The organism is Spirillospora sp. CA-128828 (assembly GCF_050945415.1).
Lineage (GTDB): Bacteria > Actinomycetota > Actinomycetes > Streptosporangiales > Streptosporangiaceae > Spirillospora.
The window spans coordinates 6,103,420-6,128,539 of the sequence record NZ_CP191986.1 but is presented as its reverse complement, the minus strand read 5'-3'; the positions used below and the strand labels follow the sequence as shown (position 1 = coordinate 6,128,539).

The window sequence follows — 25,120 nt, the reverse complement described above, 5'->3', positions numbered from 1 at the left end:
TCCCGACCCGCGGAAGGACGCCATGACCGAGATCCAGACCGTCACCGACTTCCTCGCCGCCCTCGAAGAGCTGGACATCGACCGGGCCCTCGGCCACGCCGCCCCCGGCATGATCTACCAGAACGTCCCGCTTCCCCCGGCTCGCGGCCTGCCCGCCGTCGAGCGGACCCTGCGCGCCATGGCCCGCCACGGCACCGGCTTCGAGGCCCGCGTCCACAGCATCGCCGCCAACGGCCCGGTCGTCCTCACCGAACGCACCGACGTCCTGGAGAAGGGCTCCTGGCGGGCCGAGTTCTGGGTCTGCGGCACCTTCGAGGTCCACGACGGCAAGATCACCGTCTGGCGGGACTACTTCGACTGGACCACCTTCCTGGCGGCCTCCGCCAAGGGACTCCTGTCCGCCGCCCTCTCCGCCGCCCGCGCTCCGCGGACAAGGCCGAGCCGAGGCGCGACCGCGGACGCACAAAAGTAGATCCCCGGGGCGCGCAGCCCCGGGGATCACCCGTCAAACCGGTCGGCTCGTCACCGGCCGGTCGTCGTCGCACTCGACGTGTTCGCGCACGTCGGGTACGTCTGGTACTGCCCGCGTTCTGCGAAGTCCGCCTTGGACTTGAACGCCTGGCAGTGGTTGAAGACGTCCTGGGAGACGCTGACCTTCGAGAGCTTGTCGTGGTACGGCAGCCAGGTCTGAACCTTGCCCAGGTCCCGCAGGCTGTCGTTCAGCACCAGCTTCTCCAGGCTGGCCGGGTCGGCGTCGACCGGCGCGAGGACGAGGTACGGGCCCTCGGCCTTGTCGTCGAACTTGGCGACCACGATGCCCTCGTCCGCCGGGCCGGACGTGCCGGTGGCCGACGGCGTGGGCGAGGTGGCGGCGGGCTCGGTGGTCGGCGCCGCGGATGAGGGCTCGCCGGCGCCCGATGCGCTGGACGAGCTCGGCTGGACCGTGACCGGCGGCGGGACGGCTGCCGGCTGCTCGGCGTGCGGGCGGATCGAGATCACGCCCGTGATGAGACCCACGAGGATCGCGAGTGCGGCGAGGGCGAGCCAGGTACGTTTCCGGGCAGGCTTAATTTTCGGCATTTTGTTCGTATGCTGGCGACAGGCCCGACGTATTGCGGACACGTGGATGACGCCAGCCCTCCGAGGAGGACCGTCCGGCCTCCGGACACGATGACCACCACCGACGTTGATCAAGAAGGCGCCGCCCGGGCCGCATATACCGCACACCCGAGCCGGAACAAGGCTGCCGGTGACTGCCGATTCCACCCGCCCCCGGCTCAGTACGGCGGCGCGATGACGTCGACCGCGGCGGTGTTCACACCGGCGGCGACGCCCAGCAGGATGCCCGCGAAGGCCGCGGTGACGACATCGCCCTGAGCGGGCTCGCCGCTGACGGTGGCCAGGAGAGGCCAGGTGGCGAGCGTCCCGGCGGCGGCCGCGGGCACGGACGCCACGTCGGTCGTGCTGACTCCGGGGACGTCCTGCGCGGGCTGCGGGCGTGGTCGGCAGGGGGCTCGTGTGGTGGGGTGGAGGTGTGACCACGGTTGACGTCCTGGAGCGGGGGCGGCGGTCGTTCGCCGCGGGCCGGTGGGCGGACGCGTGCGCGCACCTGGCCGACGCGGACCGGGACGCGCCGCTCGAACCGGCGGACCTCGAACGTTCCGCCACGGCCGCCTACCTGACCGGCCGGGAGGCCGACAGCGTCGCGCTCTGGGAACGCGCGCATCACCTTCTCACCCGGCGGGGCGACCCGGCGCGGCGTTCGCCTCCGGCGTGATGCCGAGGGATTCGAGCAAAGGCCAGAGTGAGGCGGTGGCGGCCTCCGGGTCGCGGTAGAAGGCGCTGCCGCGCACGCGCCAGAAGCGCCAGCCGAGCCGTTCCAGGACGGTCTGGCGGCGCAGGTCGTCCTCCCACTGGTCGGGCCCGTGGAACTTGTCGCCGTCGCATTCGATCGCGAGCTTCTGGCCGCCGCCCCGCACGACGAGGTCGATCCGCAGGTTCCCGACCGGGTGCTGCGGGGTGACCAGATGGTTCCGGGCCAGCAGCATGCGCAGGAGCCGCCGCTCGAAGTCGGAGTCGCAGCGGGCCTCCAGGTCGCGGGCGAGGCCGGCGGACCGCTGCCCGTCGGCGGCGTAGCGGATCAGCTTCGCCCGCTGGTCCTCCGGGTGCAGCAGGTGCGGCCGGACGCTGTGGAACACCCACATCTGGTCGCGGGCGCGGCTGGCGGCGACGTTGACCCGCTGCTCGTACCGCCGGGACGTGAACGGCGCGCCCTCCCCGTCGGACACCACGCTGATGAAGATCACATCGCGTTCGTCGCCCTGGAAGCCGTAGGAGTCTCCGCAGCGCAGCAGCCGCCGCTCGTACTCCTCCGGGCCGAGCTTGCTCAGCAGGCGCTGGTCGATGAGCTGGGCCTGGCGGCTCGTCCCGAGCAGCGAGATGACGCCCATGGAGCGGCCGTCGTACGCGGGATCGGAGCAGCACTGGACGATCTGGTCCACGACCGCGTCCGCCTCCGCCTCGTTCACGTTCCCGATCGCCAGGTCCCGCCGCACGCCGTCCGGGACGTACACGGCGCGGACGGCGGGCCCGGGCGGCCGGTCGGCGGACTCCTCCCGCAGCGGCTGGATCTCGCCGCCGTAGTAGTGCTGTGAGGAGAACTCGATGATGCGGGGCAGGCACCGGAAGTGCTCGCGGAGCCGCACCACACCCGGGAACAGCCGCGCGGACGCGTCGTACAGGCTCGACTCCATGTCCAGAAGCAGCGAGTTGGGGAAGCTCGGCAGGTGCGTGCGGATCAGCTCGTCCACGCGGTCGCGGCGGACGCCGACCGCGGACGGGCTGATCTGCTTGTCGTCGCCCACCACGACGACCTTGTGGCCGAGGCCGAGGAGCCCGATGGCGAACACGTCGCACTGGCTGCTCTCGTCGATGATGACGACGTCGAACGGGTCGGCGACGGCGGGGTCGAAGGACTCGGCGACCCGGTAGTACGGCATGATCCACACCGGGACGGAGCCCATCGCCTCCGGCATGAGCCGCTGCGCCTCGGCCCGCCACTTGCCGGCGTTGGCCCCGGTGCCCTTGCCGATCTTGCGGAGGGTCTGCAGCCAGCCGACGAGGGCCTGCCGCTGGGTGTGCCCGAGGCCCCGCTTCATCGCGAGCCACGCGGACCGGCGCGTCAGCTCCAGGGTGACGCGGCGCCGCTCTTCCTGGGCCTCGTCGAGACGCCGCTGCACCTGCCCGAGGTCGTCGGCGTCGATGATCGCGCGGATCCACGTCTCCGCCTGCCGCCACCGCCACAGCGGTTCGAGCCGCGCCGGGTCGCCGCAGGCGTCCGCGTCCCCGCCGGTCTCCAGGATCCGTTGCGCCCACTGCGGTGCGGTCGTGGCGAGCCGGCCGTGCAGGTCGTCGAGCCGTGCCACCCGCGGCCGGAGGGCGGTGAGCCGTGCCGCGGTCGCGAGAGCGGAGTCCCAGGCCGCGGCGTCGCCTCGTTCCAGCGCGGTCACGAGGTCGGTCCACAGCGGACTCGCGCCGTCCCGTCCGCGGGACTCGGTCAGGTAGGCGGCGAGGGAGTCGAGTTCCGCGCGCACCTGCCGCTGCCGGGTCCGCGCCCGCAGGCCACCGAGGACGGTGGTGAGCCGGTGCAGATCGTCCGGGACGGGCCGTGCCGGGACGGCGTCGGCCGCGAGCACACGGGACAGCCGAGCGCGCAGCGCCGGCCAGTGATCGGTCTCCCAGGCCAGCGCGGCGTGGATCTTCTGGACCTCCGCGTCGATCCAGATCTCCACGGCACCGCCCCCGCCCGGGGGGACGGGCGCGCCGAGCGCCGCGACGAGCTCGTCCTGCCACAGCCGGGCGGCCGTCGAACGCCGCCTGCGCAGCTCCACGAACGCGATGATCTTGTCGACGTCGGCGGCGGTCCGCGGGGCCTCGCCGTCCAGGCTCGTGGCCCTGAGGAACTGGGCGAGCCCGCGCTGCACGAGCGGGGAGACCCCTTTGCCCTGGGCGAAGCGGGCCCGCGCCTGCTCCAGCAGGGCGAGGGTCTCGCGGTAGGGGACGTCCGCCGGAAGCTCGATCGCCGACCCGGCGAGCGTCGCCCGGAACCGCGCGCATTCCGCGGTGTCCTCGGTGAGCCGCCGCGCGTGCCCCTCCCACAGGGCGTGCCATTGAGGGTTCTGGGCGACCTGCTCGCGCAGCCGCGCCAGCCACGGCTCCCGGAGCCCTTCGATCGTGCGTGCGGCGTGCCCGCTGTGTTCGGCGAGCGCGGCAAGTTCCTCTTGCGGGACGCCGTCGACGCGGGTGAGGTCGGCGACGTAGTCCTGGAGGCCGGCGAGGATCTCGCCGAGCCTGCGCAGCTCGTCCCAGCGGGCGGTGAGGTCGCCGCCGGCGGGGAGCCGCCCGGCGGGCGGCAGACCCATGACCGCCGCGGCGGCGTCGCGCGGTCCGATCCCGGCGGCGAGGGAGTAGAGCTCGGTCAGTTCGGACGCGTCCAGCGGGCAGGCGGACGCGGTGGTCAGCGGGTCGGGGATGCGGGCGAGGGCGTCCTCGTTCTCGGCGAGCCAGCCGGCGACGTCCGCCGCCGTGCGCCGGAACCCGCCGACCTCCAGGCTCTCCTGCTCGCGCTCCAGCGACTCGCGGAGCCGCTTGCGCAGCACCGCCACGTCCCCCTCCACGTGTTCGAGCCGCTCGCGGAGCGCGGCGGTCGCCCTCTCCTCACGCTCCTCGTCGACACCGTCGGCCGCGGCCGTGATCGCCTGGACGGACCGCTGTAGCTCGGTGAGGTCCGCCGAGGACGAGCCCAGCACCGCAAGGGACAGGTCCCGCAGCTCGGCCGGGATCTTCTCGCGCAGGACGGCGAGCGCCTGGTCCTTGTGCGCGGTGACGAGGACCCGCTTGCCGTGCGCGACCAGATGCGAGACGAGGTTGGCGATGGTGTGGCTCTTGCCGGTGCCGGGCGGGCCCTGGACGGTGACGCCGCTGTGCCGGGCGAGCTTGCGGGCGATCTGCTCCTGCTCGTCGTTGGCGGCGAGGGGGAGCAGCAGCCGCTCGGCGACCGGCGCCCAGCCGGCGTCGTCCGCCGCCAGGGCGTCTCGCGCGGCGCCCTCCCCGGCGGCGAGCGCCACCATCGGGGCGGGCAGCCGTTCCCCTTCCGCGACCGCGGCCTTGAGCTGCTCGAAGAAGCGCAGGAACATGACACGGCGCTTGCGGACGAAAAGCCGCCACGTCGCGGCGATGACCGGCGAGGGGCCGACTTCCGGCAGATCCGGGCCCTCCTCAAGCCGGTCGTCGAGACCGAGCGGCGCGAGAACGCGCCGGTACAGGGGTCGCGTCTCGTCCGGCGTCCAGGGGTCGACGGCCGTGTCGCGCACTTCCTCGACGACCGCGTTGAGCCGGTCGAGGCCGGCGATGCCGAGACCCTGCGCGCAGTCCGGTTCCAGCGCCGGCATCCCGTCGGGGACGATCGAGATCTCACCGGACCGTTCGTCGAACGCGATCCGCGCTCTCGTGATCAGCAGCGGATGGCAGATGCGGTGCCCGCCGTGGTTCCACCCGAGGATTCCGTGGCCCCACACGAGCTCGTGCGTGGCCTCGTCCGTGCGCATCCGCTGGCGGAGCCGGAACAGCGTCTCGTACAGGCGCCGCGCGGCCATCGCCTCCCGCGCGGTCTCGGACCAGGGCGTCCACACTTGCTCGCGCCACCGCTCGAACGCCGCACGGGCCCGTTCCGGTGCAGGGTCGTCCTCGGCCGGAGCACCGACGCGCCAGGCGAGGTCGGCGGGGGCCTCCGGCGGGGTGTACGGATCGTCCCGGACCACATCGTGGAACGGCTCGCGAAGCTCGGTGGGCAGGCCGGGCGGCAGGGGCCTGCCCACCTTGCCGACGCGCAGCCACGCATCCCCGGCCGCGGCCCCGACGCGCACGGCGGGATGTGACGGCAGGTCGCCCGGAGACACGACGACATCGTGGTCCGCGACATGCCGGACGGGTTTGGCGTAGATCTCCTGAGCGAGCGCGCTCAGATAGTCGTACAGATGCCCGATCCGCTCCCGCGTCAGCGTGTCCAAGGCCATCCACACCCCCGCATCGCGCTCTCTTCCACCCCGTTTGCCGCCCAGAGTGCCAGAAGGACGGTCTTCCGAGAATCGCAAGCCCTAGATGGGACGCACGCCGCCGCACCCCGGTTGCCCTCCCCATCGAGCGAGGTCTGACGCGGGCCAACGCCCATCTTCGCCGGCGTCATCGGCTGCTGACCCGGGCCGCGACGATGCAGCGCAGGGCTCTGGCGGAACCCGCCCGGTCGCCGTACGGTAACCCCGTGATCAGTACTGGAAGGCGCGCGCTGCGCCTGGCCGCCGTCATGCTTCCCACGTTGACGCTGACGACCGTGCTGGCGCCCAGCACACCGGCGAGCGCGGCAGGCCCGTCATGCGGGTCGAGATACGCCTTGCGCAGCACCCATTCGATCTACGTGAACTCCACGGTCCGCGGCTACCTCAAGGTCTACTACAACTCCTCCAACGGCTATAACTGCGCACTGGCCATCCGTAGGGGCTCGACGTCGCTCTACAGCATCAAGCTCAAGCTCTGCGTCTACAACGCGGCCAGGACCAAGTACGGCAACTGCAAATACGACGGTTACAGCAAGAGGAACCACTGGTATTCCGGGCCGCTCTACGTCTACGCCCGCCATCGGTGCCTTTACGTCAAGGCCTCCATCAACACCAACGGCTCGAACACGGGTGAGGTGACCGGCAAGAAGGTCCACTGCGGCTGACCAACGCCAATCCCGACCCCCACCCGGCGCCGGCCAGACGACGGTGCTGTCCCGGCGGCGAAGCCGCCGGGCTTCCCTTCGGCCGGCGCCGGCCACTGCCGCGCTTCCGCCAGATTCCGGGTGAACGTCGTCAGCAGAACCCGCCCGCCCTTGGACGCGAGGGACTTCGCCCGATGAAGCGCCGTGACGGTCTTCCCCGTCCCGCCCCGCTCGTCACCTGAGCAGGCCCCCTGTAGGACGGCCGCAGCGCAACCCCGCTATGCGCCGGATGCGGGAAGATACGCCAGGTGTCGAAGGGATGCGCCAGAATATCTCGCAGTTCCTCCGGCTCTTTGACGAAGACGACCTGCCCGGGTGTTCGCCGCATCGCCGTCACCAGGTCGTCGGGATCGACCGCCGCAGGCTTCTCCTCAGTCGGCAGATACTTGGTGACCTCTTCCCACGCCTGCTCGACGTTCATGCCGTCGGCGCGCGCCGGCAAGGCGTGTACTGCGACTCCGGCAGCAACTTCTCCAAAGCCTGCAGGTGCGAATCCTCGGTCAGCAGCCGGGCCAGGGCTGTTCCAAGATCGACATCGTGGGATGTCGCGATCTGATCACTACGGCGTGTCAGTTCCCGGACGCGACGAAGCTCCGGTTAGGCAAGGTCTTTCCACAGATCAACTTGCCGCCGGAGCTTCGACATGCCCCAGTGTGTCACTGCTGCCCCCTCGCCCGCACCAGCAGCACCGGTCGTGTCGGTCCCGCTCGCCGATGCGTGCTGTGACCTGCTCGAACTGTTGAAAGACGTGTCCGATGGCCGCTGCGACCAGGACAGGGATCATCCGGTCGCGGCGGTGCTGGCGCTGGCCGCCGCGGCGACCGTGGCCGGAATGACGGGCTATACCGCGATCGCCGGGTGGGTCACCGACGTCCCCGCCGCCGTGCTGGCCGAGCTGTACATGCGGGCCGGGGCGGCCCCCGCCGGGCCGCCGGGCAAGTCCACGATCTGGCGGGTGGTCACCGGCGCCGACACCGAGGCCTTCGACGCCGCGATCGGAACGTGGCTGATGAACAACCTGCTGGCCTGCGCCGCCACGCCTGAGGTCGGGAACGGCGACGAGCACGACGGTGCGATGGTCCAGGTCCGCCTGGACGGCAAGTCGGTGCGCGGCGCCACAGACGCCGACGGGCACCAACTACATCTGCTCGCGGCGCTGGCCGGCCCACCGGGACCCACCCGCGAGGCGGTGGTGGTGGCCCAGACCGAGGTGGACGGCGCCAAACCCCGCGAAAGCGTGGTGGCCCGGCGCCTGCTCGCCGACATCGACCTGACCGGCAAGGTGGTCACCGCCGACGCGTTACACACAGTGAAGGCCACCGCCGAACTCGTCCACACCCGGGGCGGCGAGTTCGTCTTTCCCGTCAAGGAGAACCGGCGCGCGCTGTTCGACGCCCTGGACCAGCTGGCCTGGAACACCGCCGGCATCGCCCACACCAGCACCACCCGAGGCCACGGCCGCATCACCACCCGCACCGTCCAAGTCCTGCCCGCACCCCACGACCTGCCGTTCCCCCACGTCAACCAGGTCTTCCTCATCGAACGCCACACCACCGCCACCGACGGCACCCCCATCTCGGCCGTCGCGCAACTCGGTGTCGCCAGCCCCACCCCACACCACGCCACCCCAGCCCACCTCGCCCGCTACGTCCAAGGCCAATGGGCCATCGAGGTCCTGCATTGGATCCGCGACACCCTGTTCCGCGAGGACCACTCCCAGATCCGCACCCGCTCCGGACCCCGCATCATGGCCACCCTGCGCAACCTGGCCATCGGCGCCCTGCGCATAGCCGGACGCACCGACACCACCGAAGCCACCCGCTGGGCCTGCCGCGACATGACCAGGCCCTTCGCCATCCTCGGCCTCACCTCATGACCATTGAACGGGCCGCGAGCTAATCTCACGGCCATGCGCACTCTCGACCCCGGCGCCTCGGACGAGGAGATCCTGGACGCAGTCCTGGAGTGGGTCCGGCTGCTCGCAGCCGACGACTACGCCGCCGCCGACGCATTCCTCAAACCACACCCGGACCCTCACTACCGGCTCACACCCCAGCAACTACGCACCTACATCGCCAACTACGGAGCCTGGGAATCGGACATCAACGGCATCGCTGCAGGCCGCACGATGCGAGTCACATCTCCCGACACCGCCACGGGCGACTATCCGACACGTATAGAGATATGGCGCGAAGACGACATGCTGCCGCACATCGAATTCGCCCTACCGCTCAACGGAGTCTGGAGCGACCTGACCGCCATACTCGACATCGAGGAAGGTACCGGACGCTGGGTGCTCGCACTCGAACAAGTACACGTCCTGTGACAACTCCGGGCACACCACGATCTGGCCAACACACTAAATGACCGAGTCATCAACCTAGGCGACAAAATCCCCCAACCCCGATGATCTTGAAACGGCCGTGGCAGCCGGGCCGAGCGGAATGACGTCCTTGTCGATCCCCGCCCGCTGGGAAGATTGAACCCTGCACAACCCGGCGCCCGCCTCCGGACAACCACGGGATCATCGCGACCGAGAGTGGAGGAGGAGCGATGAAGGACGCCCCCGAGTACGAAGCCGACTTCCAACGGCTGATCACGGAACAGAGAATCGACCGCCACGAGTTCTTCGGGAACCTCCCGGACGACTTCGGCTACGACGAGCCACCCCTCTACGCCCAATACCACCAGCTGCGGTTCCTGAACAGCCTGCCGACCGACGAGAAGAACGGCGTCCTAGTCCGCGCGGCCGTCCGCCACCTCCGCACACTCATCGACCACGGCCACGACCTCTACTGCATGCTCTCCATCCAGGGCTGGGACGAATGGGAGAACGGCGGTTTACTCGACCCCAGATTCTTCAATGCCGCCCCGGACCATCGCCCCGATCCCAGGGACCCGCGCACAATCCTCGACTGCCTTCGCTTCGACCCACCGACCAGCCGATACAGCGCCTTCGTCGCCAACGCCCTGGACCACGACCCTGCCCTGATATTCCACGAGAACATCGCCTCCCACGACGAACCCCGCGTCTACGTCCGCCCGACCCTTCACTGGTCCGACACCTACCAGACCTACCGTTGAACACGGCAGGGTGGCTCGCCGGGCACCTTCGGTCGGCGCTGTGGGGCCGTGTGCCAGGGGCGGGCTGGGCTACTCCCCTCCGTGATCCGGTATTGGCCTTCTCTGGCCGCATGCGCCCGGACGGCTCCTCATGGCGACGAAGGTCGTAGAGGATCGCGACATGGGCGTGGCATGAGTACCGGACATCCGGCGCGAAGGATCGCTTGCCGCGCCGTCGGGGTTCCAGCTCACCCTCGACGGAATGCTGGTATAGGAGGATTTCGTGGGCCAACTCGGACTTGCGGAAAGCATCGCCGCACTACGTGCGGAGCTGATGGAAGCCTTGGAGGCGGGGAAGGACTCGGAGTTCGTTTTCGGCGTCGGCCAGATACAACTCGAATTCCACGTCGGAGTCACACGGCAGGGCGGCGCGTCCGGCAAGGCGAAGTTCTGGGTTCTCGAACTGGGCGGTGACGGCTCCTATCGGAGGGAGGAGATCCAGCGGGTAACGGTCACGCTGGAAGCGCCACTCGACGAAGACGGAAACCCGATAAAGGTGACGCGCGGACTCGGAGACAAACCCTGAAATGCCCGAACTCAAGACCCGCGCCGTCGAGATCCTGCGTCGAGGCCCCGGCGGCCGTTGGACCGTGGGCTCCGGTTACCTGGTCGGTCGGCAATGGGTGCTGTCGGTGGCGCACAACGTCCTGGACGCCGAGACACTGCTCGTCCGGCTCGTGGACGAGACGGAGCACCCGGCCGAAATCGTGACGGTGGACGAACCCACGGACCTCGCCCTCCTCGCGGTGACCGGCGACTGCTCGCCCGCCGACTTGGACCCGGTCCGCTTCGCCCGTATCCATCGCTCCGAGACCGACGAGATCGCCGAGTGCTGGACGGTCGGCTACCCGAGATGGAAGGAGCGCCCGCAGCAGTCGAAAACGGTCCCGAAGCGCGACACCGCCCACGTGCGCGGCGTCATACCGACGGGTTCGAACCTACGCGCGGAGTCGATGGAGCTGCGCGTCGAGTCAGACCCGCGTTCGGCCAGCGGGCGAGGTGTGAGCGAATGGCAGGGGATGTCCGGGGCGCTGGTGTTCGCCCGGCACCCCGGGCACAGCGCACTCGCGGTCGGCGTGGTGATCGAACACCACGCAGCCCAGGGAACGTCCGTGCTCACGGTCGCCCCGCTGGACCGGTGGGCGGACACGATGCGGGACACGCCCTGGGGCCGGGAACTCCGGCTGGACGAACTGATCCGCCTCCCACGCCCGACCGGCACCGCTCCGTTCTCTCAGGGCCACGTGAAGCTGAACAGATCGCTTCCGGACTTCACGGATCGGGACGAGGTCATCGCCAGAGCGAGAGTTCTGCTCACCGAACGGCTGGCCGAGACCTGCCCGCTGGTCGTCTTCCACGGCATGGCAGGGGTCGGGAAGACGGAGGTGGCCAACGAACTCGCCCACAGGCTCGCCGCCCCCTTCACTTATGCGCGCATACGGGTGGACGTGGCGGCAGCCGCCACCGTGGACGCCGTCATGGTGGAGGTCATGGCCGCGTTCGGCATACCCGCCGACAAACTGCCGCATGACCCCGTCCAGCGTCAGCGCAAATACCAAGAGCAGTTGGCAAAGGGGCCCGGCCTCCTTTTGCTCGACAACGTGTCCGAAGGACGGCAGATCGCCACGCTCCTGCCCGAGTCGCCAGGCACAGCTGTTATCGCGACCAGCCGCACCACGCTTGCGTCGGTAGACGGCGCCGACAGGCTCCGCCTCGACCCGCTGCCCGACCCCGACGGATTCCGGCTGTTCGAAAGGATCGTCGGTACCGAGGTGGTGGACCGCGACCGTCCATCCGTCCAGCAGATCGTGCGGCTCCTGGCCGGGCTTCCGCTGGCGATACGCATCGCCGCCGCCCACATCGTGATGAACAGCAGATCGCCAGCGCGCTACCTGACCGATCTTCAGGACGAGAGCAGGCGTATTTCCCGCCTCGAAGGCGAGGACAGGGGAGTGCGCAGCAGCTTCGAACTCAGCTACCGGTCTCTGCGGCCTGACACGGCATCGCTGTTCCGCCACCTGGGCGTCCTGGCGGGCCGGGAATTCACCGCCGAACTGGTCGCCCGCACCGGCGACGTGGACGACGAGCACGCCGAGCGCATGCTCGGGGAGATGTCGGACCGTCATCTGATCGAGCCCGCGGGAGAAGACCGATACCGCCTCCACGACCTGCTCCGGCTGTACGCAATGGAACGCTTGTCGGCCGAGGAGTCACCGTCCGCCCGGCGGGCCGCCTTCCACCGCGCACTGAACTGGTACGCCGACCGCCTGCACGAGTGGATGTCGCAGCCCGGCGCGCACGAACAGCCTCCGGCCGAGGCGATCGCATGGTTCGCGGACGAATCCCTCAACGTCCACGCGAATCTCGGGGCCGCCGCGGAGGCGGATGAACACGAACTTGTCGTAAGGATCACGGAATCGCTTTATGGCCTCCTCTTCTACCGCGGGCAGTGGGAGGAGATGGAGACGGTCAAGACACTCGCCGTCCAATCGGCGCAGCGCACCGGGGACGCCCCCGCCGAGCTCGGATCGTTGATCCACCTCGCCGAGGCCCGCAGAATCCTGGGACGTGCGACCGAAACGCCGCCTCTCTATGATCGCGCGCTTGAAGTGGTCCGCTCCATGCGCGATCCCGGCAAAGAGGCGTGGGTGCTGACCCACTTCGGTGATTTCCAGTGCGATCTCGACCATCCTGAACAGGCCCTCGACCTTTACGCTGAGGCACAGGCCATCTACGAGCGCCAGGACGACGCGGCGGGCGAGATCTGGCTGTCAGCGCACATTGCCGACGCCTACCGCCAACTCGGCCGGCACGCGGACGCCGCCCGCGTACTGGAACACGCCATGGCCTTGAGCCGGCAACGTGACGACCGCGACGAGATCATCTGGTGCGCATGGCACCTGGCCTTGGCCTACGACGGCCTAGGCCGTTTCGCCGACGCCGAGGAAGTACTGAAGCCCGCCATCGACTTCCATCGAGAGATCAAGAACAAGGCCGGCCTGGCGACGATGCTGTGCATTCTGGGCGACATCCACCGCCACACCGAACACCTGTCCGGAGCTAGGCGAGCCTACTCCGAGGCGCTCGACCTGCTCATCGAGATCGACGCCCCCACAAGGGCAACCGAAGTACGAGAACTCCTCGTAAGCCTCCCAGAGCCCCCCGAACACCAATAGCGACTTCAATGGATTTAGGCGGACGGCTGGAACGCCAAGAGAAACCTGTCATCCGCCGGGCCCACATCCCGCCGCAACACCCACGATGCTCTCCGGAAAGTTAGCGACACTCCATCAACATGTCCGGTGACACCGGGTGCGTCCCGAGGCGAATCGTGAAGTTGTTTTAAACGGCATGATTATTCAAAACTTTGTCCGCGAGGCCGGAGGCGATGGTAGGCCGATTTCGTAGGACGAGGAGCGGAGGGTTCTTAATGCTTATCCAATTGGATGCTGCGTACTTCCGCCTCTCCAGCGTCGGCCGTGATGATGGCGGCTACATCCGGAACGGCTTCGGGCCTTCAAGCGCAACAATCCCGACCGGTTCTCACGGACAAAGACTCGGGTCATGGACGTCTATGACGCGATGGCGCAGGCGACACAGGTGGGGTAACCCTACAAAACCATTCACGCCCCTCCTCCTGGGAAGGGCTGCGCCATCCGGAGAGGTAAGTGTGGGGCCTTAGCTACGCCAGCGGCCTTGAGGCGAGCGAGCCTGGTCTCAAGGCTGCTGATGTTCGAGGGGTCAGTGGCCGTCCGTACGGATCCTGTGGAGGAAGACCCGCCAGTCGTCACTTGTGAACTCCAGAATGGGACTCTCGCCGTTGAGCTTCGTGTCGCGGACGCCGATGGTCCCATCGCGGGCGCGGCCTACTTCGACACAGTGGCCGTCAGGGTTGCTGCGACCGGATTTGCGCCAGCCAGAGTAGTGCTTGGTCATGTTCACGATCCTGTCTGGTCTGCCAGCCGGTTGGCTACCCGTGCGAGGAAGGCGATGCTGTCTTCTGGGGAGAGGGCGGCCTTTCGGAGGCGGTCGTACATCCCGGTATACCTCACGACCTCGCGACGTTGGGTGAGAACAAGGTCGGTGGTGGCAGTGTCGACCACTGCCATCGGCGGGTCGCCGGGCTCGGCGAAGGTGTAGAGGTAGAACGACGACTGAGGGAGGAAGCCTCCTGGGAGGTGGGCGTCGTGCATCAGCACCCGCACCGTGATCCGCTTTTCCTCCGAGATCGTTGTGATCATGTGCCAGAGCTGGGCGGCCATCGCCTCAGGCGGTACCGCCAACCTGTGAATCACGCACTCGTCGAGGACGGTCTCGTAGGCGGGTCCGTCTGGCCTGAGTAGTTCGCGCTGCCGCCGTTCGCGAGCTTCCGCCATCCGGTCCGGTTGGTAGTCGAGAGTCCTTTGGCTCTCATCGAGCTTGACGAGAGCGTCGATGAATGGACGGCACTGCAGGGCGCCGGGAATCGCCGTCTGGTCGTAGTTGCGGACGGTCGCGGCGTTGTACTCCAAGTCCGCCGCGAGCTTCTGGCGTGGCCCCATCGACATGCCGTACCGGTCCCACCAGCCCTTGTGTGCAGCCTCTCGAGTGAGTTGGAGGAGCCTGTCGTACTGGCTGCCGGTGACTTCGAGGATGTCGAGCATGTTCATGATCTCGCCCACGTCCGGGCGGCTCTGGCCGTTCTCCAGCCGGGAGATCTTCGCGCGGTTGTAGAACATGAGGCCGGCCAGATCATCGGCCGTGAGGCCGCGGCTCTCGCGGAGTTTGCGGATCTCAGCCGCCAGCCGACGGCGGCGGACGTAGGGGCTCGGCATGGCCGTCCTCCTGATATCGCGGAGACGCGATCCGTACTGATCGCTAACTCTATGCGGTCAACCACTATCGAGTAATCGTATGGTCACGCTCGGACAAACGCTCGCCTCGCGCGCCGATATGAAGCGCCACCCGCGATATGCACACGTGCAAAACCTGAACGTGCGCCATTCAGGCGCCCGATTCGACCCAAGAAGCCCAAATCACAAAGCCCACACACAGCGATGTGTCGGAATTGCGAGCACATGACTTCGCAATCGGCGAAGCCACGAAGAAGCCGACATCCCACCCACTGCTCGCGCCGACCCGCCAGCGCGGAGTACTGCCCGGCACCCGAGCCGCGGATGATCAACAGGCTCAGCACATCTCGTGCCGTGGCAACGCGCTACCACAGGCGCGCCTACGTCTACCACGGCGGCGTCAGTGTGGCAGCGATCCGTCTCTGTCTCCGAGCGTGACCAGCGGCTCCCAGCTCAGCTCGCTTCCAGCACGTCAGCGCGGCGCGTGAGGTCCGTCGCGATGTCGTCCCAGTCCGGGCCGTGCAACCAGAGATTCTCTGCGGCCTCTCGCATCAATGCGGGCTCGTCCGGTCGCTGCAAGAGCAACAGCCGGTAGGCCAGGTTACGGACCCAGACCGGCAGAAGGCCGTCGACCCTGTGCGGGCACAGCTCATGCAGCATTGCGAGAATCGAATCCGCATCCGCAAATGTCAGCTCTTCGATGAAGTAGCGCTCCTCGTGCTCGAGGCTGCACTCCGGCCTAGGTCGATACTCGTCCCCGAAGAGACACCGAGCGTGCTCCGTCAGGGTGCTGTGCATGACCCGGAGCATACGACACCTTGATTCAAGGACACGGTCTTGTCTCACCCGGTGTAGTCACGACGGGGCACATTCAACCTGTCACCCCGGGTGTAGCGCAGTCACGAGGCACTTCGCCAGCGTTCGCGTCGCCACGGCCACAATGTTTCGTCCGTCTGCATCTTGCTCGACAGCGGCCCCCAGGCATCCGGTCCTTCCAAGAGGAAGGGCCGCCGCAAGGCCAAGATCTTTCCTCACGAATCTCAACGGCCGAGTACTGCATCAGTTGATCGCCTCGTCCGCATCGGCTCGAATTTTGTTCAAGAATGTGTCTAGGTCTGACTCGCTCAGTTGAGCATCGCCGATCAACGCGACCAACAGGACCATTTGATGCTGGATTGCCATTTCTTTGTCAATGTTTGATATCGAGACGCCTTTATTGAGTGCGTGAAAGATCATGCGTTCGGCGATGTCGGGCTTAATGAGATCGGGTGTTTCGTTCGTCCTTTCCTGAATCGAGGCGACGAAGTCGACGACCGTAGAGTCGTCAGTCGCCTTGCCATTAACGATGAAACGTCGCTCAATCGCCTCGAAAAGACCGGCTGCGAGTAGCGCGGAGTAGCCTACATTGGCTGCGGATCGATCCAGTTGGTTAAGGAGTTCGCGATGCTTCTTGCGCTGCCCTGTGAGCAGGGCATGAAGGACTGCTACCTGCTTATCCGTTGTCGGCATGGCCTCTTCCTCTTGCTGTTTGGGAGACCCGCCGCTCGGATCACGCCTGCTTGGTCGCCTTGGTCCGTAGAGCATCGAGCCACTTCCTAGCGTAGGTCGTGGTCTCTTCGATAAACTGCTCCAGGTCGGCCCGGTCATAGTCCGCTTCGGCGATGAGGTAAAGCAGGATGTGGACCTCGGCGCTCATGACGGCCGTCAGGTCGTCCGGTACGTCGCTTTTGAGTTGGGGAGCATTGATGGCCCGGCGAATCATATCCTCGGCGACGAGCGGGTTGATCAGATCTGCCTCCTCCTTGGCCTCGATCCGCAGGTCGGCGACGAAGCGGACGATCTCACCAATGGTGTAGGTCGGCGAGAATCTCCGGTGCACCGCAACGTTGAACGCCCCGTAGAGCAGCGACATGTAGCCGACTGCCGTCTCATCGTCCTTCTGAATCTCGTCTTGTAGCGGCACCCAAGCCTCCGGCCCTTCCAACAGGAAAGACCGCAAGGCGAGTACGTTTTGTTCACTGATCTCAACCGCCGAGTAATCCATCATTCAAGGAGATCTTCGGCGATGGAACGAACTTCGGACAGGAATGCTTCGAGTTCGCTGCCGGCGAACTGTTCCTCGCCCGCGAGGGTGGCCAGCAGTACAAGTTGATGTCCGAACTTGGTATCTGCATCGGCATCTATCACGGGCCCCTTTTCGAGGAGATGCAGGATCAGGCTCTCGGCGAGTCGTGGGTCGATGACGTCCGGCATCTCAGGACTTTTTGCGCGAACCTGCGCGACAAAATCGATCACTTCTGACTCGTCTGCGAATTCTCCATTTTTAATGAAGCGTCGCTCGACCGCCACGATGAAGGCGGCAGTTACCAGAGCCGCATATTCCCGATTCGCTTCGTCGGCGTCGAGTTGTTTTACAAGGCGAAGGTGCTCGTCGTGTTGACCAGTCAGTTGAGCGCGCAGTACGGCCACGTGCTTATCGGTGATCGCCATGGTTTCTCCCTCTCAGTTGCCGTGCGATCCTGGTGCCACGGCGCGCGCCTTCTAGCACGATGATCGCTGTACTTGCCATCGCGAGCACGGCGCTGCCGGCCTGCATCGGATGATCGGGCGTTTTGAACTGATCTGTATTGTTGTCTGTGCCTGTATGTTGCCCCGTTGGCGGGACTCGTTCGAAGCCTTTTCGGATAGGATCAGCGAACGTGTCAACGGATTTCTTTACATCGCCGGGGTTGTCGAAGAGCCCGCGACGAGCTTCCCGCCGCCGAGATGAATTTTCGGGGTCCCTCTTGCGGGGATCACGGTCGGTGGGATCGTTTTCGGGACTTCCGAACTCGCCGCGTCCTCGTGTGCCGACCTCTGTCTTAACCGAATCTTCGCGGGTCGGGAGCCCGGTCGGGTCCGTTGTCTCCGGTTCGTTTCGTGCCAGTTCGTTGCCGGGTTCGCTGGTCTGCTCGCGTCCATATCGAGGTTCGATGTGCACTCGGCCGCGGCTGTCGGTGTAGACATTGGAAAGGTCGGGATTGGTGCGGGTCTCAGGGTTTGTCTCGGTTGTCTCGTTGGTCTCGTTTGGCGGCGGCTCGGTGTCGGTGCCTTCGGCGTTCTTATCATGGTCGCCGTCTTGATCGCCGGGAGGTTGGTCGGCCCGGGTGTCGTTGTCTTGGACCTCGGATTGTTCGGTGTCGGGTCGGCTCGCCGGCTCGTCCGGCGGCTGTTCGGCTGACTCGGGCTGGGACGGTTGGCCGTCGGCTGCGGGTTCTCCGTCCGGAATCTGTGGGTTCTGGTCGGAGTCGCCGGGCGACTCGGCGTTGGGTTCCCCTGCTTGCGGTTGCTCGGGTGTGCCTTGCTGTCCCTCGTCCTGCGGACCGACGGGCTGCTCGCTGTTGTCCCCTACCCGCTCGTGGTGGGGCTGGGGGCCGTTGTCGTCCGGCTTGTCCGCGGCCTGCGGGTTCTGGTCGGTGGCGGGCGGCACGTCGGAGCCCTCGGGTTTGGGCTGCTCCTGGTCCGTCCTGGTGCTGCCGATGTCGTGCTGGTCGGTGGTCTCGGGCTGATGCGTGCCGGATTCCTGCTGGAAGCCTTCGTTGGCGCGAGCGCGGTCTTCGATGCGGGACGGCTGGGTACCCGAGCCGGGGTCGTCGGCCGGCAGGGCGTACGCCCACTCCGATGACGGGGATTTGTCGGTGGTCTCGCCGTGGGCGTCGGTTTGCTCTTGGGGCGTCCCATCCGTGGGCCGGTGACGGTCGCCGGACTCTGGCTTCCCCTGATCGGCGACCGCTTTCCCAGCGTCCTGTTCCTGCCCGGTCTCGGGCTTGCCGTTGAGACCGGCAGATGGGCCGTCGCTTGTGCCCTGGGCCGTGGTGGGTTGGGCGTCACGCTCCTGAGACGGCGGGTTACCGGTGTCGGAGGCTTCGGTCCGCTGAGTCCCGTTCTCTTGGGCGGATCCGTTGGCGCGGGCGCGGTCTTCGATGCGGGACGGTTGGTTCCCCGAGCCGGGGTTGTCGGCCGGCAGCGCGTACGTCCGAGATGAGGGGGATTTGTCGGTGGTCTCGCCGTGGGTGTCGGTCTGCCGTTCGGGGGACTGGCCCTGGAGTGGCTCGCGGTCACCGGGTGGGGCGTTGTCCGACTTGTCTGCCGGGGTTCCGCTGTTTTCGGAACGTGGTTCCTTGTCGCGGCCGTCTTGCCGTTCTGTTTCGCCGGTCTTGGATTCGCCGTCGTCCTTGCCCCGCTCGCGCTCACCCTGGCCCATGTCCTCGGTCTTGGCCTGGCCGGGCGCCTCCGCTTCCTCGCCGCCGTTGTCGTGTTTGTCGGCGGGCTGGGTGCGGCTGTCTTTGACCTCGGTCTGCTGTGTCCCGTTCTCTTGGGCGGATCCGTTGGCGCGGGCGCGGTCTTGGATACGGGACGGCTGGTTCCCCGAGCCGGGGTCGTCGGCGGGCGGTGTGGTCGGCCGCTCAGATGAGCTGGGCTTGTCGCCGGTCTCGGTGCCCTTATCGGGCCCGCTGGGGTGTTCCACGCCCACGCTCGCGGTCCTTCCATCGGGGGGAGACGAACCGCCATCGGGGCATCGGTCGGACGGCACGCCGGGCGTGTCCCTTGACGCGCGGGGCTGACGTCGAGATCACACCGAGCCCCTATGTAATCGCGCACGTGCGAACTTTGCACGTGCGGATACTCCACCCACGCCATCTGACTGTGCGTATCACTGGCCTGAATGCTGGACGGCCCGTTGCTTCATCTATATAAGCGAGTGACTCAGAACGATGCGGTCAACAACAAGGAGTCATTCAAGCGATACGACGATGCTCTATTCGTCCCGAAATGGGCGATTCAAGGGCGCCTGGGGTGCGGCAGGAGTAGCCGCTACGTCCGGTCATCGAGCAGACCCCTGTCCCACTGACCACTGCTATTGACACATGACCTTCCCGCTGGAGGAGATGCTCGACCGCGTCCGACACGATGAAGGCCGGGGGTGCCGCATACGCGGCCAAGAACGCAACGGCAGGCTGCGCGGTCGGCGCGTCGTGGCGCTACGGTTCGGGGACGTCCGTCCTTGGAAGGGAGTTGGCGTGAGACCGCCGATGTGCTTGATCTGCTACCGGTCCCTCGGGGACGACCTCCCGGTCTCGTCCTTCAAGCTCGTCCGGTTCGCGCTCACCCCCGAGGAGGAGGCGGTCGAACGGGAGCAGGCTCGGGAGGGCTGGACCGGCCATCCCGCGTGGGAAGAGTGGTTCTGCGACGAGCACACCGCACTGGCCGAGGAGCATTCGCATCTGCACTGGCGTGAGGCAATGGAGTTGCTGGCGCAGCAACGGAAGCCACCCCGCCAGGTGCGGTGATTGCCGGAATGTGGCGGGCGGCCTGGAACGTCACGTGACGTTCTGCCAACCTCGCGTCATCGCCGGTACCTATGACGTGCACATTGTGGAGACCGCGCTCGACCTGTCAGCGCCTCCCGACGAACTCCATGCCCAGGTCATCCGGCTTGCACTGCGCCTGCGTCAGTGATCTCGCTAGGTGTTCGCCCACCCGTCCAACCGCCCCGGAGAATCCATGTCGAATGACGAACCGTCGGCTACGGATCTCGCCGATGCGGGCCGGGCGCTGGCGGGGACCATCCGGGTGACGCCGGACGATGCGCTGGAGTGGGAGCCGCGGTTCGTCGGCCGCGACGTTCCGGAGGACTACACCGCCCTCGTATCGCGGACGGGGCCGGGGACGCTCGCCGGGGCGCTCCGCCTTCTGGTTCCGGGCTTCGACGGCTTTGACCAGGAAACGGAGCAGCGCCGGCACGCGGCACCGCACGAGGAGGCGCTGCTGTGGGGTGTGTTCGGCAGCGGGGAGACCTGCTGGTGGCTGCCGATACGCCCCGATCCGGCCGAGTGGCTCGTCGTGGTGGCGGGCGACGGACACCAGCAGCTCAATCTCACCGCTGCCGAGTTCCTCGACGAATGGCTGGACGGACGACTTGATCTGCCGGTCTTGTCCCTGCCGCCTGTACGGCGCGAGCGCGTCCTGACCCGGCCCGGTCATCCGGTCGAGGACCTCGCGTCCGGCCGGAGCGCGGTTCGGGATCCGCTGGCGCAGCTTCAGACCATCATCGGGCTGGGGGAGGCATGGGCTTGTGACTGGCAGGCCGTCGAGCGAGAGGTCGGCGTGAGCCGGCTGCCGTCCGACTACAAGCGCCTTCATGAGGCGTATGGGCCACGGGTCGTCCTCAATGGCATCTTCGTCTGCGCGCCCGGTGAACTCGCTGAACATCACGACATGCACGCCGGTCTGCTGCGGTCCTACGGCAGTTCGGAGGATTCCACGCGCGTCCATCCGGAGCCGGGGGGCCTGCTGTTCTGTGGGAGCACCGAGGGACGGGACGTCCTTTGCTGGGAAACCGCGAAGCCCGATCCGGACGAATGGCCCATCGTCAACATCGATTCCGGGGTCTTCCACGGAAACATCACCGAACTTCTGGTCGCCGAACTGACCGGGACGGGGCTCGGCATGACCGATTCCTCCCTGGGCGACCCCGCCACCTGGGCGTGGCCCATCTGGGGACCGCGCCGTCCGAGATGACGCTCTACCGCCGCGGGCATGGGCGGTGGATTCCCGTCGACTGGAGCGTCGGAACCCGACCTCCGCGGAGCCGCGGCGTCAGCGCGGGCGGTGACCTGGGGCGTCCGGCGGCCATTCGGTCTGCGTAGGCATCAGGTACAGGCCGCTGAGCCACACATGGTCGGTCTTCGGCACCACGCGGACCGAGACCGGGATGTTCCCTGCCCGGCGGGTCGGGAATTCGCCCGGCCCGGCGTTGCGGGTCAGGTAGGCGAGCCCTTGCCGCAGGAAGACGCGCGGGCCCGGATCGAGTTCGGCCGCCCAGTCCGGCTCGGTGTCGTGGCGCAGCCACGCGTAACAGGCCATCGCGTAGCCGAACTCCCGTTCCGTGAGATAGCCGAGCCGTGAATAGCTGTCATTGCGAGCGGCGTTGAGCGTGCGCTCGTCCAGATAGCCGAGGGGCTGGACGGAGAAACCGCGGGACGTCTCGCCGTATCTCAGCGCTGCGTTCGTGGTGAAGACGCCGAATCCGAAATACACGGTGAGGAGATCGGTGAGCCACTCGTGGTCCTTGCGGTCGGCGGTGATCCGTCCTTCGCCGAGGAGCCGGACGTGGCACAGTTCGTGTGCGATGACGGCGATCAGATAGGAGGCGTCGGACGCTTCCGTCACATCCAGGCCGATGACCGGACGGCCGTTCTCGACGCGGTAATGCCCGACCGTGCGCTTCTCCTCCCGCGCCGCCGCCGCGTCCTCGTCGCTCCGGTCGAAGAGTTCGACGGTCAGTGTGGACCGGTCGATTCCCATCCACTCGCACACAAGGGCAACTAAGCCCTCGATCTGCTCCGGCGTCCCGCTGTACGCAGCGGACCGCAGCTCCGGGCCCGGCACTACGACGCCTCGCATCGCCGGTCCCCGGCCGAACTCGTGGACGAACCAGGTCATCGACGCCTCGATCCACACCTGGTGCGGCACGCCGACCGGACAGCCGGTGCGCACGGCCGGCAGCCACGGCCGCAGACCTTCGGGTTCGTCGTTCATCGCACTCCCTGGCGATCGTCCTGGCCCGTCCGCATTCGCGGAATGGGGTCGACGGTGACCCGCCGCGCCATTTTTACCATGCCGTCGATGGAGATCGCCAACATTGGTGAAAGGTTCTGGAGCGGATCACGAAGAATGGTGAAGGTGTTTAAATTTCGAGCTCATTTCCCGTGTGTTCGTTGATTGAATGTCGTCGCTGCACGCGTGCGAATCTTGCACGTTCGGTATTCGCGGGTGCGACGTCCGTCCGTGCTCATCTGCCGCCCAGGGATCCAACAGGAGGATTCTTCGTGGTTCGAGGGATTAGGCGGTGCGCCGATCGGCGGGCGGACCATGAGTGACCCGAGTGATCCGCAACCCGGCTCGTCCATCACGATCTGAGGTGCCCGATGCTTCCGACGATGGTCCCGGCAGGTCCGTCCGCGACCCCCGCTGCGGTGGCGGCGCTCCTTCCCCGGCGGACCCGAGTAGGCCCGCAACGCCCGCCGGTTCGCGCCCGCCGGTTCGTCGGCTGCCCGTACCTCGACGTTGGCCTTCTCGCCGCCGACGAACTTGTCGTCAACGCCCTGCGGCACACCAAGTCCGGGCAGGACGGCGGCTGCTGCACCGTCGAGATCGCCCGCGACGGCGGGCTGCTCGCGGTCTCCGTCGTCGACCAGGGCGGTCCCGGCGAGCCCGCCGCCGACGCGGGAGAGCTGGCTGAGTCCGGCCGGGGACTACGCACCGTCTCCCTGACCACCGCGAGCTGGGGCTGGCACGGCAACGACGAGGGTCGCACCGTCACCGCCATCTTCGCCGGGGAGTGGGCCGCGTGATCGCGCCGGTCACGGCTCCCCAGGCACCACCCCCACCAACGCCCGTGGGCTCCGACCTACATTCGATCAAGCTGTGACTGTGCGTGAAATCGCGCTCCCCCTAGGGGAGCAATCCGGGAGAGCCCAGGGAAGTTCCCCATGTGCCCGGGGATGGGTGGCGGACGAGGCTGGAGGCATGTTGATGCCTGCGCTCTCCGTGACACTGATTGCTCTGGTCGTCGCTGCGGCAATCTGCCGGAACCGGCGGCCCCTCGCGCGGCCCCTCTTAGGGGCCCTCGTGGGTGCTTGGCTCGGTTTCATCCTCGGCGCGCTCGCCGGTCTGACCGTGGACGTGATCACCGGCAGTGGATTCTTCCTGGCGATCGTCGGTCACGCGGCCGCGGTCCCGGGGGCGGTGCTCGGTGTTCGCCGAGCCGCGCCCGCAGCGGCAACCTGAACCTGCACGGCCCGGCACCCCCACCCTGACCTCACGGGACGAGGCGGTCCGCGCGAACACCGCGCCAGCCGCCGGCGATACCGCCCACCGGATCTCGGGGAACCCTGACCTCTAGGGGGGACGTCGGTCAGCACGCTGCGCCCCTGCGTTCGAGCCCGGTCCACCAGCATCGAGATCAACTGCTCGTCCGAGGCCGTGCTCGACGGCACCTGGACCGGCTGCTCCCGGACTCGTCCCCAACGACGGTGCCGGGCACCCGGGGTCTCCTTGATCATCGGATCCCGTCAGAAACCAACCCGTTGGACCCCCTGTATCGGACTACGGGGCCAGCGGCTTGCAGTCCTCCTTGGGCACGCTGAAGGCCGGGAGTTCGATGTCGGCGGCGGCCTTCACGTCCTCGAAGTTCTCGACGAACCGGTCGTGGATCGCCGAGTCGGCGATCCGCACGGTGATCTCGTCGTTCTCGGACAGCGACGACGGCGTGATGTTGTCCGACCCGGTGAACGTGATCTTTCGGTTCTTACCCAGATAGTGGCCGTCGATCATGATGTTCTTCTCGTGGTTGCCCGTCTCGCGCTTTCCACGCGAGAAGCCCTTGATGTGCAGCGGGGCTCCGGCGATGTACTTGGCCAATATCTCGCAGGACGACATCGAAATCTGATTGGCCACGATGTCGACGGAGCACCCGGACTGCCCCATATCCCAGAGCTTCTTGGCCACGGCCTTCCGGCCGATCCACCAGTTGCTGACGCGTACCGTGGCGCCCTTCTTGCAGTCGACCCCGTCGAGAACGTTCTTGACCGTGTCGCCGCCCTTCTTCCGTGGATGGAAGTAGGTCTTGACATTGCCGGTGGTCTCCGGCTTGTTGTGGTTGTAGTAGTCGGGAAGGTTCGGCTCGTCCTTGAGGTCGTTGAAGTACCCCCTGAGCCGCTCGTACAGGCCGTCGCTGGAGACATCGGTGTAGCCGGCGTTCCACCCCTTGGTGCCGCCCACCCCGCCCGTCTTGCTGTCCGTGAGGTTTGCGGTGGTGACGAAGCTGACCTTGCTCCTGCGCAGCGTCTGCGAGAACAGTGCGAACTTGCTGTGCAGGGCCGGACTGTCCCCCTCGCCGACGCATCCTTCGGAGCAGAGCTTCGCCCACGAGTTTCCCCCTTCCTTCTTCAGCGCCGCCGCGAAGTCCTTGAATATCCCGTAGTGCTTCCGCTTTGTGTCGCTGTCGGCGAGGACCTTGACCGTGACGTCGTTCTTGGCCGCGGCGAGAAGATGCTTCGCGACGACCTTGTCGCGGAAGAGATAGGTCGAGAGGTAGATCGTGGAGCCGCCGTGCGCCCCGTCGATCAGTCTGGTCAGCTGGTCCCTGACCTCTGTCCCACCCGGTTCGTTGAAGACCGCGCTCGTCCCGAGGTCCGGGGGCGCCTCGGCGATGACGGGACCGCCCAGCAGGCCGGGCACGGCCAGGCCGGCGGCCATGGCTCCGGCCTTACCGATCCGTGCGGTGTTGCGGATGCGCATGAAC

Annotated in this window: 26 protein-coding genes and 1 pseudogene; 14 read left to right on the top strand and 13 right to left on the bottom strand. The window is 67.3% G+C overall.

The features are described from left to right. The first annotated feature begins 22 nt into the window (after positions 1 to 22). Positions 23 to 472: a limonene-1,2-epoxide hydrolase family protein gene (locus ACQPXG_RS29710; protein ID WP_433462428.1), complete on the top strand. Its 450-nt coding sequence runs from the start codon at positions 23 to 25 to the stop codon at positions 470 to 472. Between the two features lie 50 nt (positions 473 to 522). Here ACQPXG_RS29710 and ACQPXG_RS29705 read toward each other — a convergent pair whose 3' ends face one another. Both ACQPXG_RS29705 and ACQPXG_RS29700 read right to left on the bottom strand, forming a co-directional pair. Continuing rightward, positions 523 to 1,080, bottom strand: coding sequence for a hypothetical protein (locus ACQPXG_RS29705; protein WP_433462427.1), 558 nt, complete (start codon positions 1,078 to 1,080; stop codon positions 523 to 525). A gap of 197 nt (positions 1,081 to 1,277) precedes the next feature. Continuing rightward, entirely contained in the window at positions 1,278 to 1,454 is a 177-nt protein-coding gene (locus ACQPXG_RS29700; protein ID WP_433462426.1) for a hypothetical protein, read from the bottom strand. 80 nt (positions 1,455 to 1,534) lie between these two features. On the opposite strand from ACQPXG_RS29700, the gene ACQPXG_RS29695 reads away from it, so the two are divergent. Further along, entirely contained in the window at positions 1,535 to 1,777 is a 243-nt protein-coding gene (locus ACQPXG_RS29695; RefSeq protein ID WP_433462425.1) for a hypothetical protein, read from the top strand. Here ACQPXG_RS29695 and ACQPXG_RS29690 read toward each other — a convergent pair. Further along, positions 1,734 to 6,074: an AAA domain-containing protein gene (locus ACQPXG_RS29690; RefSeq protein ID WP_433462424.1), complete on the bottom strand. Its 4,341-nt coding sequence runs from the start codon at positions 6,072 to 6,074 to the stop codon at positions 1,734 to 1,736. The two genes, ACQPXG_RS29695 and ACQPXG_RS29690, sit on opposite strands and share 44 nt — an antisense overlap. A 245-nt stretch (positions 6,075 to 6,319) precedes the next feature. Between ACQPXG_RS29690 and ACQPXG_RS29685 the strand changes: the two genes are divergently transcribed. Next, positions 6,320 to 6,778: a hypothetical protein gene (locus ACQPXG_RS29685; RefSeq protein ID WP_433462423.1), complete on the top strand. Its 459-nt coding sequence runs from the start codon at positions 6,320 to 6,322 to the stop codon at positions 6,776 to 6,778. A 130-nt stretch (positions 6,779 to 6,908) separates the two neighbouring features. On the opposite strand, the gene ACQPXG_RS29680 is transcribed toward ACQPXG_RS29685, so the two are convergent. Next, positions 6,909 to 7,238, bottom strand: coding sequence for a hypothetical protein (locus ACQPXG_RS29680; RefSeq protein WP_433462422.1), 330 nt, complete (start codon positions 7,236 to 7,238; stop codon positions 6,909 to 6,911). A gap of 273 nt (positions 7,239 to 7,511) precedes the next feature. On the opposite strand from ACQPXG_RS29680, the gene ACQPXG_RS29675 reads away from it, so the two are divergent. From ACQPXG_RS29675 to ACQPXG_RS29655, 5 genes are all read left to right on the top strand, one after another. Beyond that, the gene (locus ACQPXG_RS29675) at positions 7,512 to 8,693 is read left to right on the top strand and encodes an ISAs1 family transposase (RefSeq protein WP_433462421.1); all 1,182 of its coding nucleotides are present in this window, start codon (positions 7,512 to 7,514) and stop codon (positions 8,691 to 8,693) included. A 33-nt stretch (positions 8,694 to 8,726) separates the two neighbouring features. After that, positions 8,727 to 9,143 carry a hypothetical protein gene (locus ACQPXG_RS29670; protein WP_433462420.1) on the top strand — a complete coding sequence of 139 codons (417 nt, stop codon included), beginning with the start codon at positions 8,727 to 8,729 and terminating at the stop codon, positions 9,141 to 9,143. A 227-nt stretch (positions 9,144 to 9,370) separates the two neighbouring features. Beyond that, positions 9,371 to 9,901, top strand: coding sequence for a hypothetical protein (locus ACQPXG_RS29665; protein ID WP_433462419.1), 531 nt, complete (start codon positions 9,371 to 9,373; stop codon positions 9,899 to 9,901). A 262-nt stretch (positions 9,902 to 10,163) separates the two neighbouring features. After that, positions 10,164 to 10,466, top strand: a complete 303-nt coding sequence (locus ACQPXG_RS29660) for a trypco2 family protein (protein ID WP_433462418.1) — start codon at positions 10,164 to 10,166, stop codon at positions 10,464 to 10,466. Position 10,467: 1 nt separating this feature from the next. Then, a complete protein-coding gene (locus ACQPXG_RS29655) occupies positions 10,468 to 13,116 on the top strand; it encodes a tetratricopeptide repeat protein (RefSeq protein WP_433462417.1) in 2,649 nt (882 codons plus the stop codon). Between the two features lie 565 nt (positions 13,117 to 13,681). Here the strand turns inward: ACQPXG_RS29655 and ACQPXG_RS29650 are convergent. Both ACQPXG_RS29650 and ACQPXG_RS29645 read right to left on the bottom strand, forming a co-directional pair. Continuing rightward, positions 13,682 to 13,876, bottom strand: a complete 195-nt coding sequence (locus tag ACQPXG_RS29650; protein ID WP_433462416.1) for a DUF397 domain-containing protein — start codon at positions 13,874 to 13,876, stop codon at positions 13,682 to 13,684. Positions 13,877 to 13,878: 2 nt separating this feature from the next. Continuing rightward, the gene (locus ACQPXG_RS29645) at positions 13,879 to 14,754 is read right to left on the bottom strand and encodes a helix-turn-helix domain-containing protein (RefSeq protein ID WP_433462415.1); all 876 of its coding nucleotides are present in this window, start codon (positions 14,752 to 14,754) and stop codon (positions 13,879 to 13,881) included. A gap of 339 nt (positions 14,755 to 15,093) precedes the next feature. On the opposite strand from ACQPXG_RS29645, the pseudogene ACQPXG_RS29640 reads away from it, so the two are divergent. Continuing rightward, a pseudogene (locus tag ACQPXG_RS29640) lies at positions 15,094 to 15,210 on the top strand (IS5/IS1182 family transposase); the annotation flags it as partial. A gap of 15 nt (positions 15,211 to 15,225) precedes the next feature. On the opposite strand, the gene ACQPXG_RS29635 reads toward ACQPXG_RS29640, so the two are convergent. From ACQPXG_RS29635 to ACQPXG_RS29615, 5 genes are all read right to left on the bottom strand, one after another. After that, on the bottom strand, positions 15,226 to 15,570 hold the full coding sequence (locus ACQPXG_RS29635) for a hypothetical protein (RefSeq protein WP_433462414.1): 345 nt from the start codon (positions 15,568 to 15,570) through the stop codon (positions 15,226 to 15,228). A 261-nt stretch (positions 15,571 to 15,831) separates the two neighbouring features. Further along, positions 15,832 to 16,281: a hypothetical protein gene (locus ACQPXG_RS29630; protein ID WP_433462413.1), complete on the bottom strand. Its 450-nt coding sequence runs from the start codon at positions 16,279 to 16,281 to the stop codon at positions 15,832 to 15,834. Between the two features lie 40 nt (positions 16,282 to 16,321). Beyond that, positions 16,322 to 16,819, bottom strand: coding sequence for a hypothetical protein (locus ACQPXG_RS29625; RefSeq protein WP_433462412.1), 498 nt, complete (start codon positions 16,817 to 16,819; stop codon positions 16,322 to 16,324). Then, a complete protein-coding gene (locus tag ACQPXG_RS29620) occupies positions 16,816 to 17,262 on the bottom strand; it encodes a hypothetical protein (protein ID WP_433462411.1) in 447 nt (148 codons plus the stop codon). Before ACQPXG_RS29620 ends, ACQPXG_RS29625 begins: the two co-directional genes overlap by 4 nt. After that, positions 17,246 to 19,285 carry a hypothetical protein gene (locus ACQPXG_RS29615; protein WP_433462410.1) on the bottom strand — a complete coding sequence of 680 codons (2,040 nt, stop codon included), beginning with the start codon at positions 19,283 to 19,285 and terminating at the stop codon, positions 17,246 to 17,248. Before ACQPXG_RS29615 ends, ACQPXG_RS29620 begins: the two co-directional genes overlap by 17 nt. A gap of 547 nt (positions 19,286 to 19,832) precedes the next feature. Here ACQPXG_RS29615 and ACQPXG_RS29610 point away from each other — a divergent pair. Genes ACQPXG_RS29610 through ACQPXG_RS29600 form a run of 3 tightly spaced genes read left to right on the top strand, consistent with a single transcriptional unit; the run spans position 19,833 to position 21,333 of the window. Beyond that, on the top strand, positions 19,833 to 20,102 hold the full coding sequence (locus tag ACQPXG_RS29610; RefSeq protein ID WP_433462409.1) for a hypothetical protein: 270 nt from the start codon (positions 19,833 to 19,835) through the stop codon (positions 20,100 to 20,102). 10 nt (positions 20,103 to 20,112) lie between these two features. Then, positions 20,113 to 20,271 (top strand): hypothetical protein, encoded by a 159-nt coding sequence (locus tag ACQPXG_RS29605; protein ID WP_433462408.1) that lies wholly within the window; start codon positions 20,113 to 20,115, stop codon positions 20,269 to 20,271. A gap of 45 nt (positions 20,272 to 20,316) precedes the next feature. Beyond that, positions 20,317 to 21,333, top strand: coding sequence for an SMI1/KNR4 family protein (locus ACQPXG_RS29600; protein ID WP_433462407.1), 1,017 nt, complete (start codon positions 20,317 to 20,319; stop codon positions 21,331 to 21,333). Positions 21,334 to 21,411: 78 nt separating this feature from the next. On the opposite strand, the gene ACQPXG_RS29595 is transcribed toward ACQPXG_RS29600, so the two are convergent. Beyond that, the gene (locus tag ACQPXG_RS29595) at positions 21,412 to 22,353 is read right to left on the bottom strand and encodes a hypothetical protein (protein WP_433462406.1); all 942 of its coding nucleotides are present in this window, start codon (positions 22,351 to 22,353) and stop codon (positions 21,412 to 21,414) included. Between the two features lie 389 nt (positions 22,354 to 22,742). Here ACQPXG_RS29595 and ACQPXG_RS29590 point away from each other — a divergent pair, with 389 nt between their 5' ends. Beyond that, the gene (locus tag ACQPXG_RS29590) at positions 22,743 to 23,168 is read left to right on the top strand and encodes an ATP-binding protein (protein ID WP_433462405.1); all 426 of its coding nucleotides are present in this window, start codon (positions 22,743 to 22,745) and stop codon (positions 23,166 to 23,168) included. A 181-nt stretch (positions 23,169 to 23,349) separates the two neighbouring features. Then, positions 23,350 to 23,604, top strand: coding sequence for a hypothetical protein (locus ACQPXG_RS29585; RefSeq protein ID WP_433462404.1), 255 nt, complete (start codon positions 23,350 to 23,352; stop codon positions 23,602 to 23,604). 318 nt (positions 23,605 to 23,922) lie between these two features. Here ACQPXG_RS29585 and ACQPXG_RS29580 read toward each other — a convergent pair whose 3' ends face one another. Then, on the bottom strand, positions 23,923 to 25,116 hold the full coding sequence (locus tag ACQPXG_RS29580) for a phospholipase D-like domain-containing protein (RefSeq protein WP_433462403.1): 1,194 nt from the start codon (positions 25,114 to 25,116) through the stop codon (positions 23,923 to 23,925). Between the last annotated feature and the right edge of the window lie 4 nt (positions 25,117 to 25,120).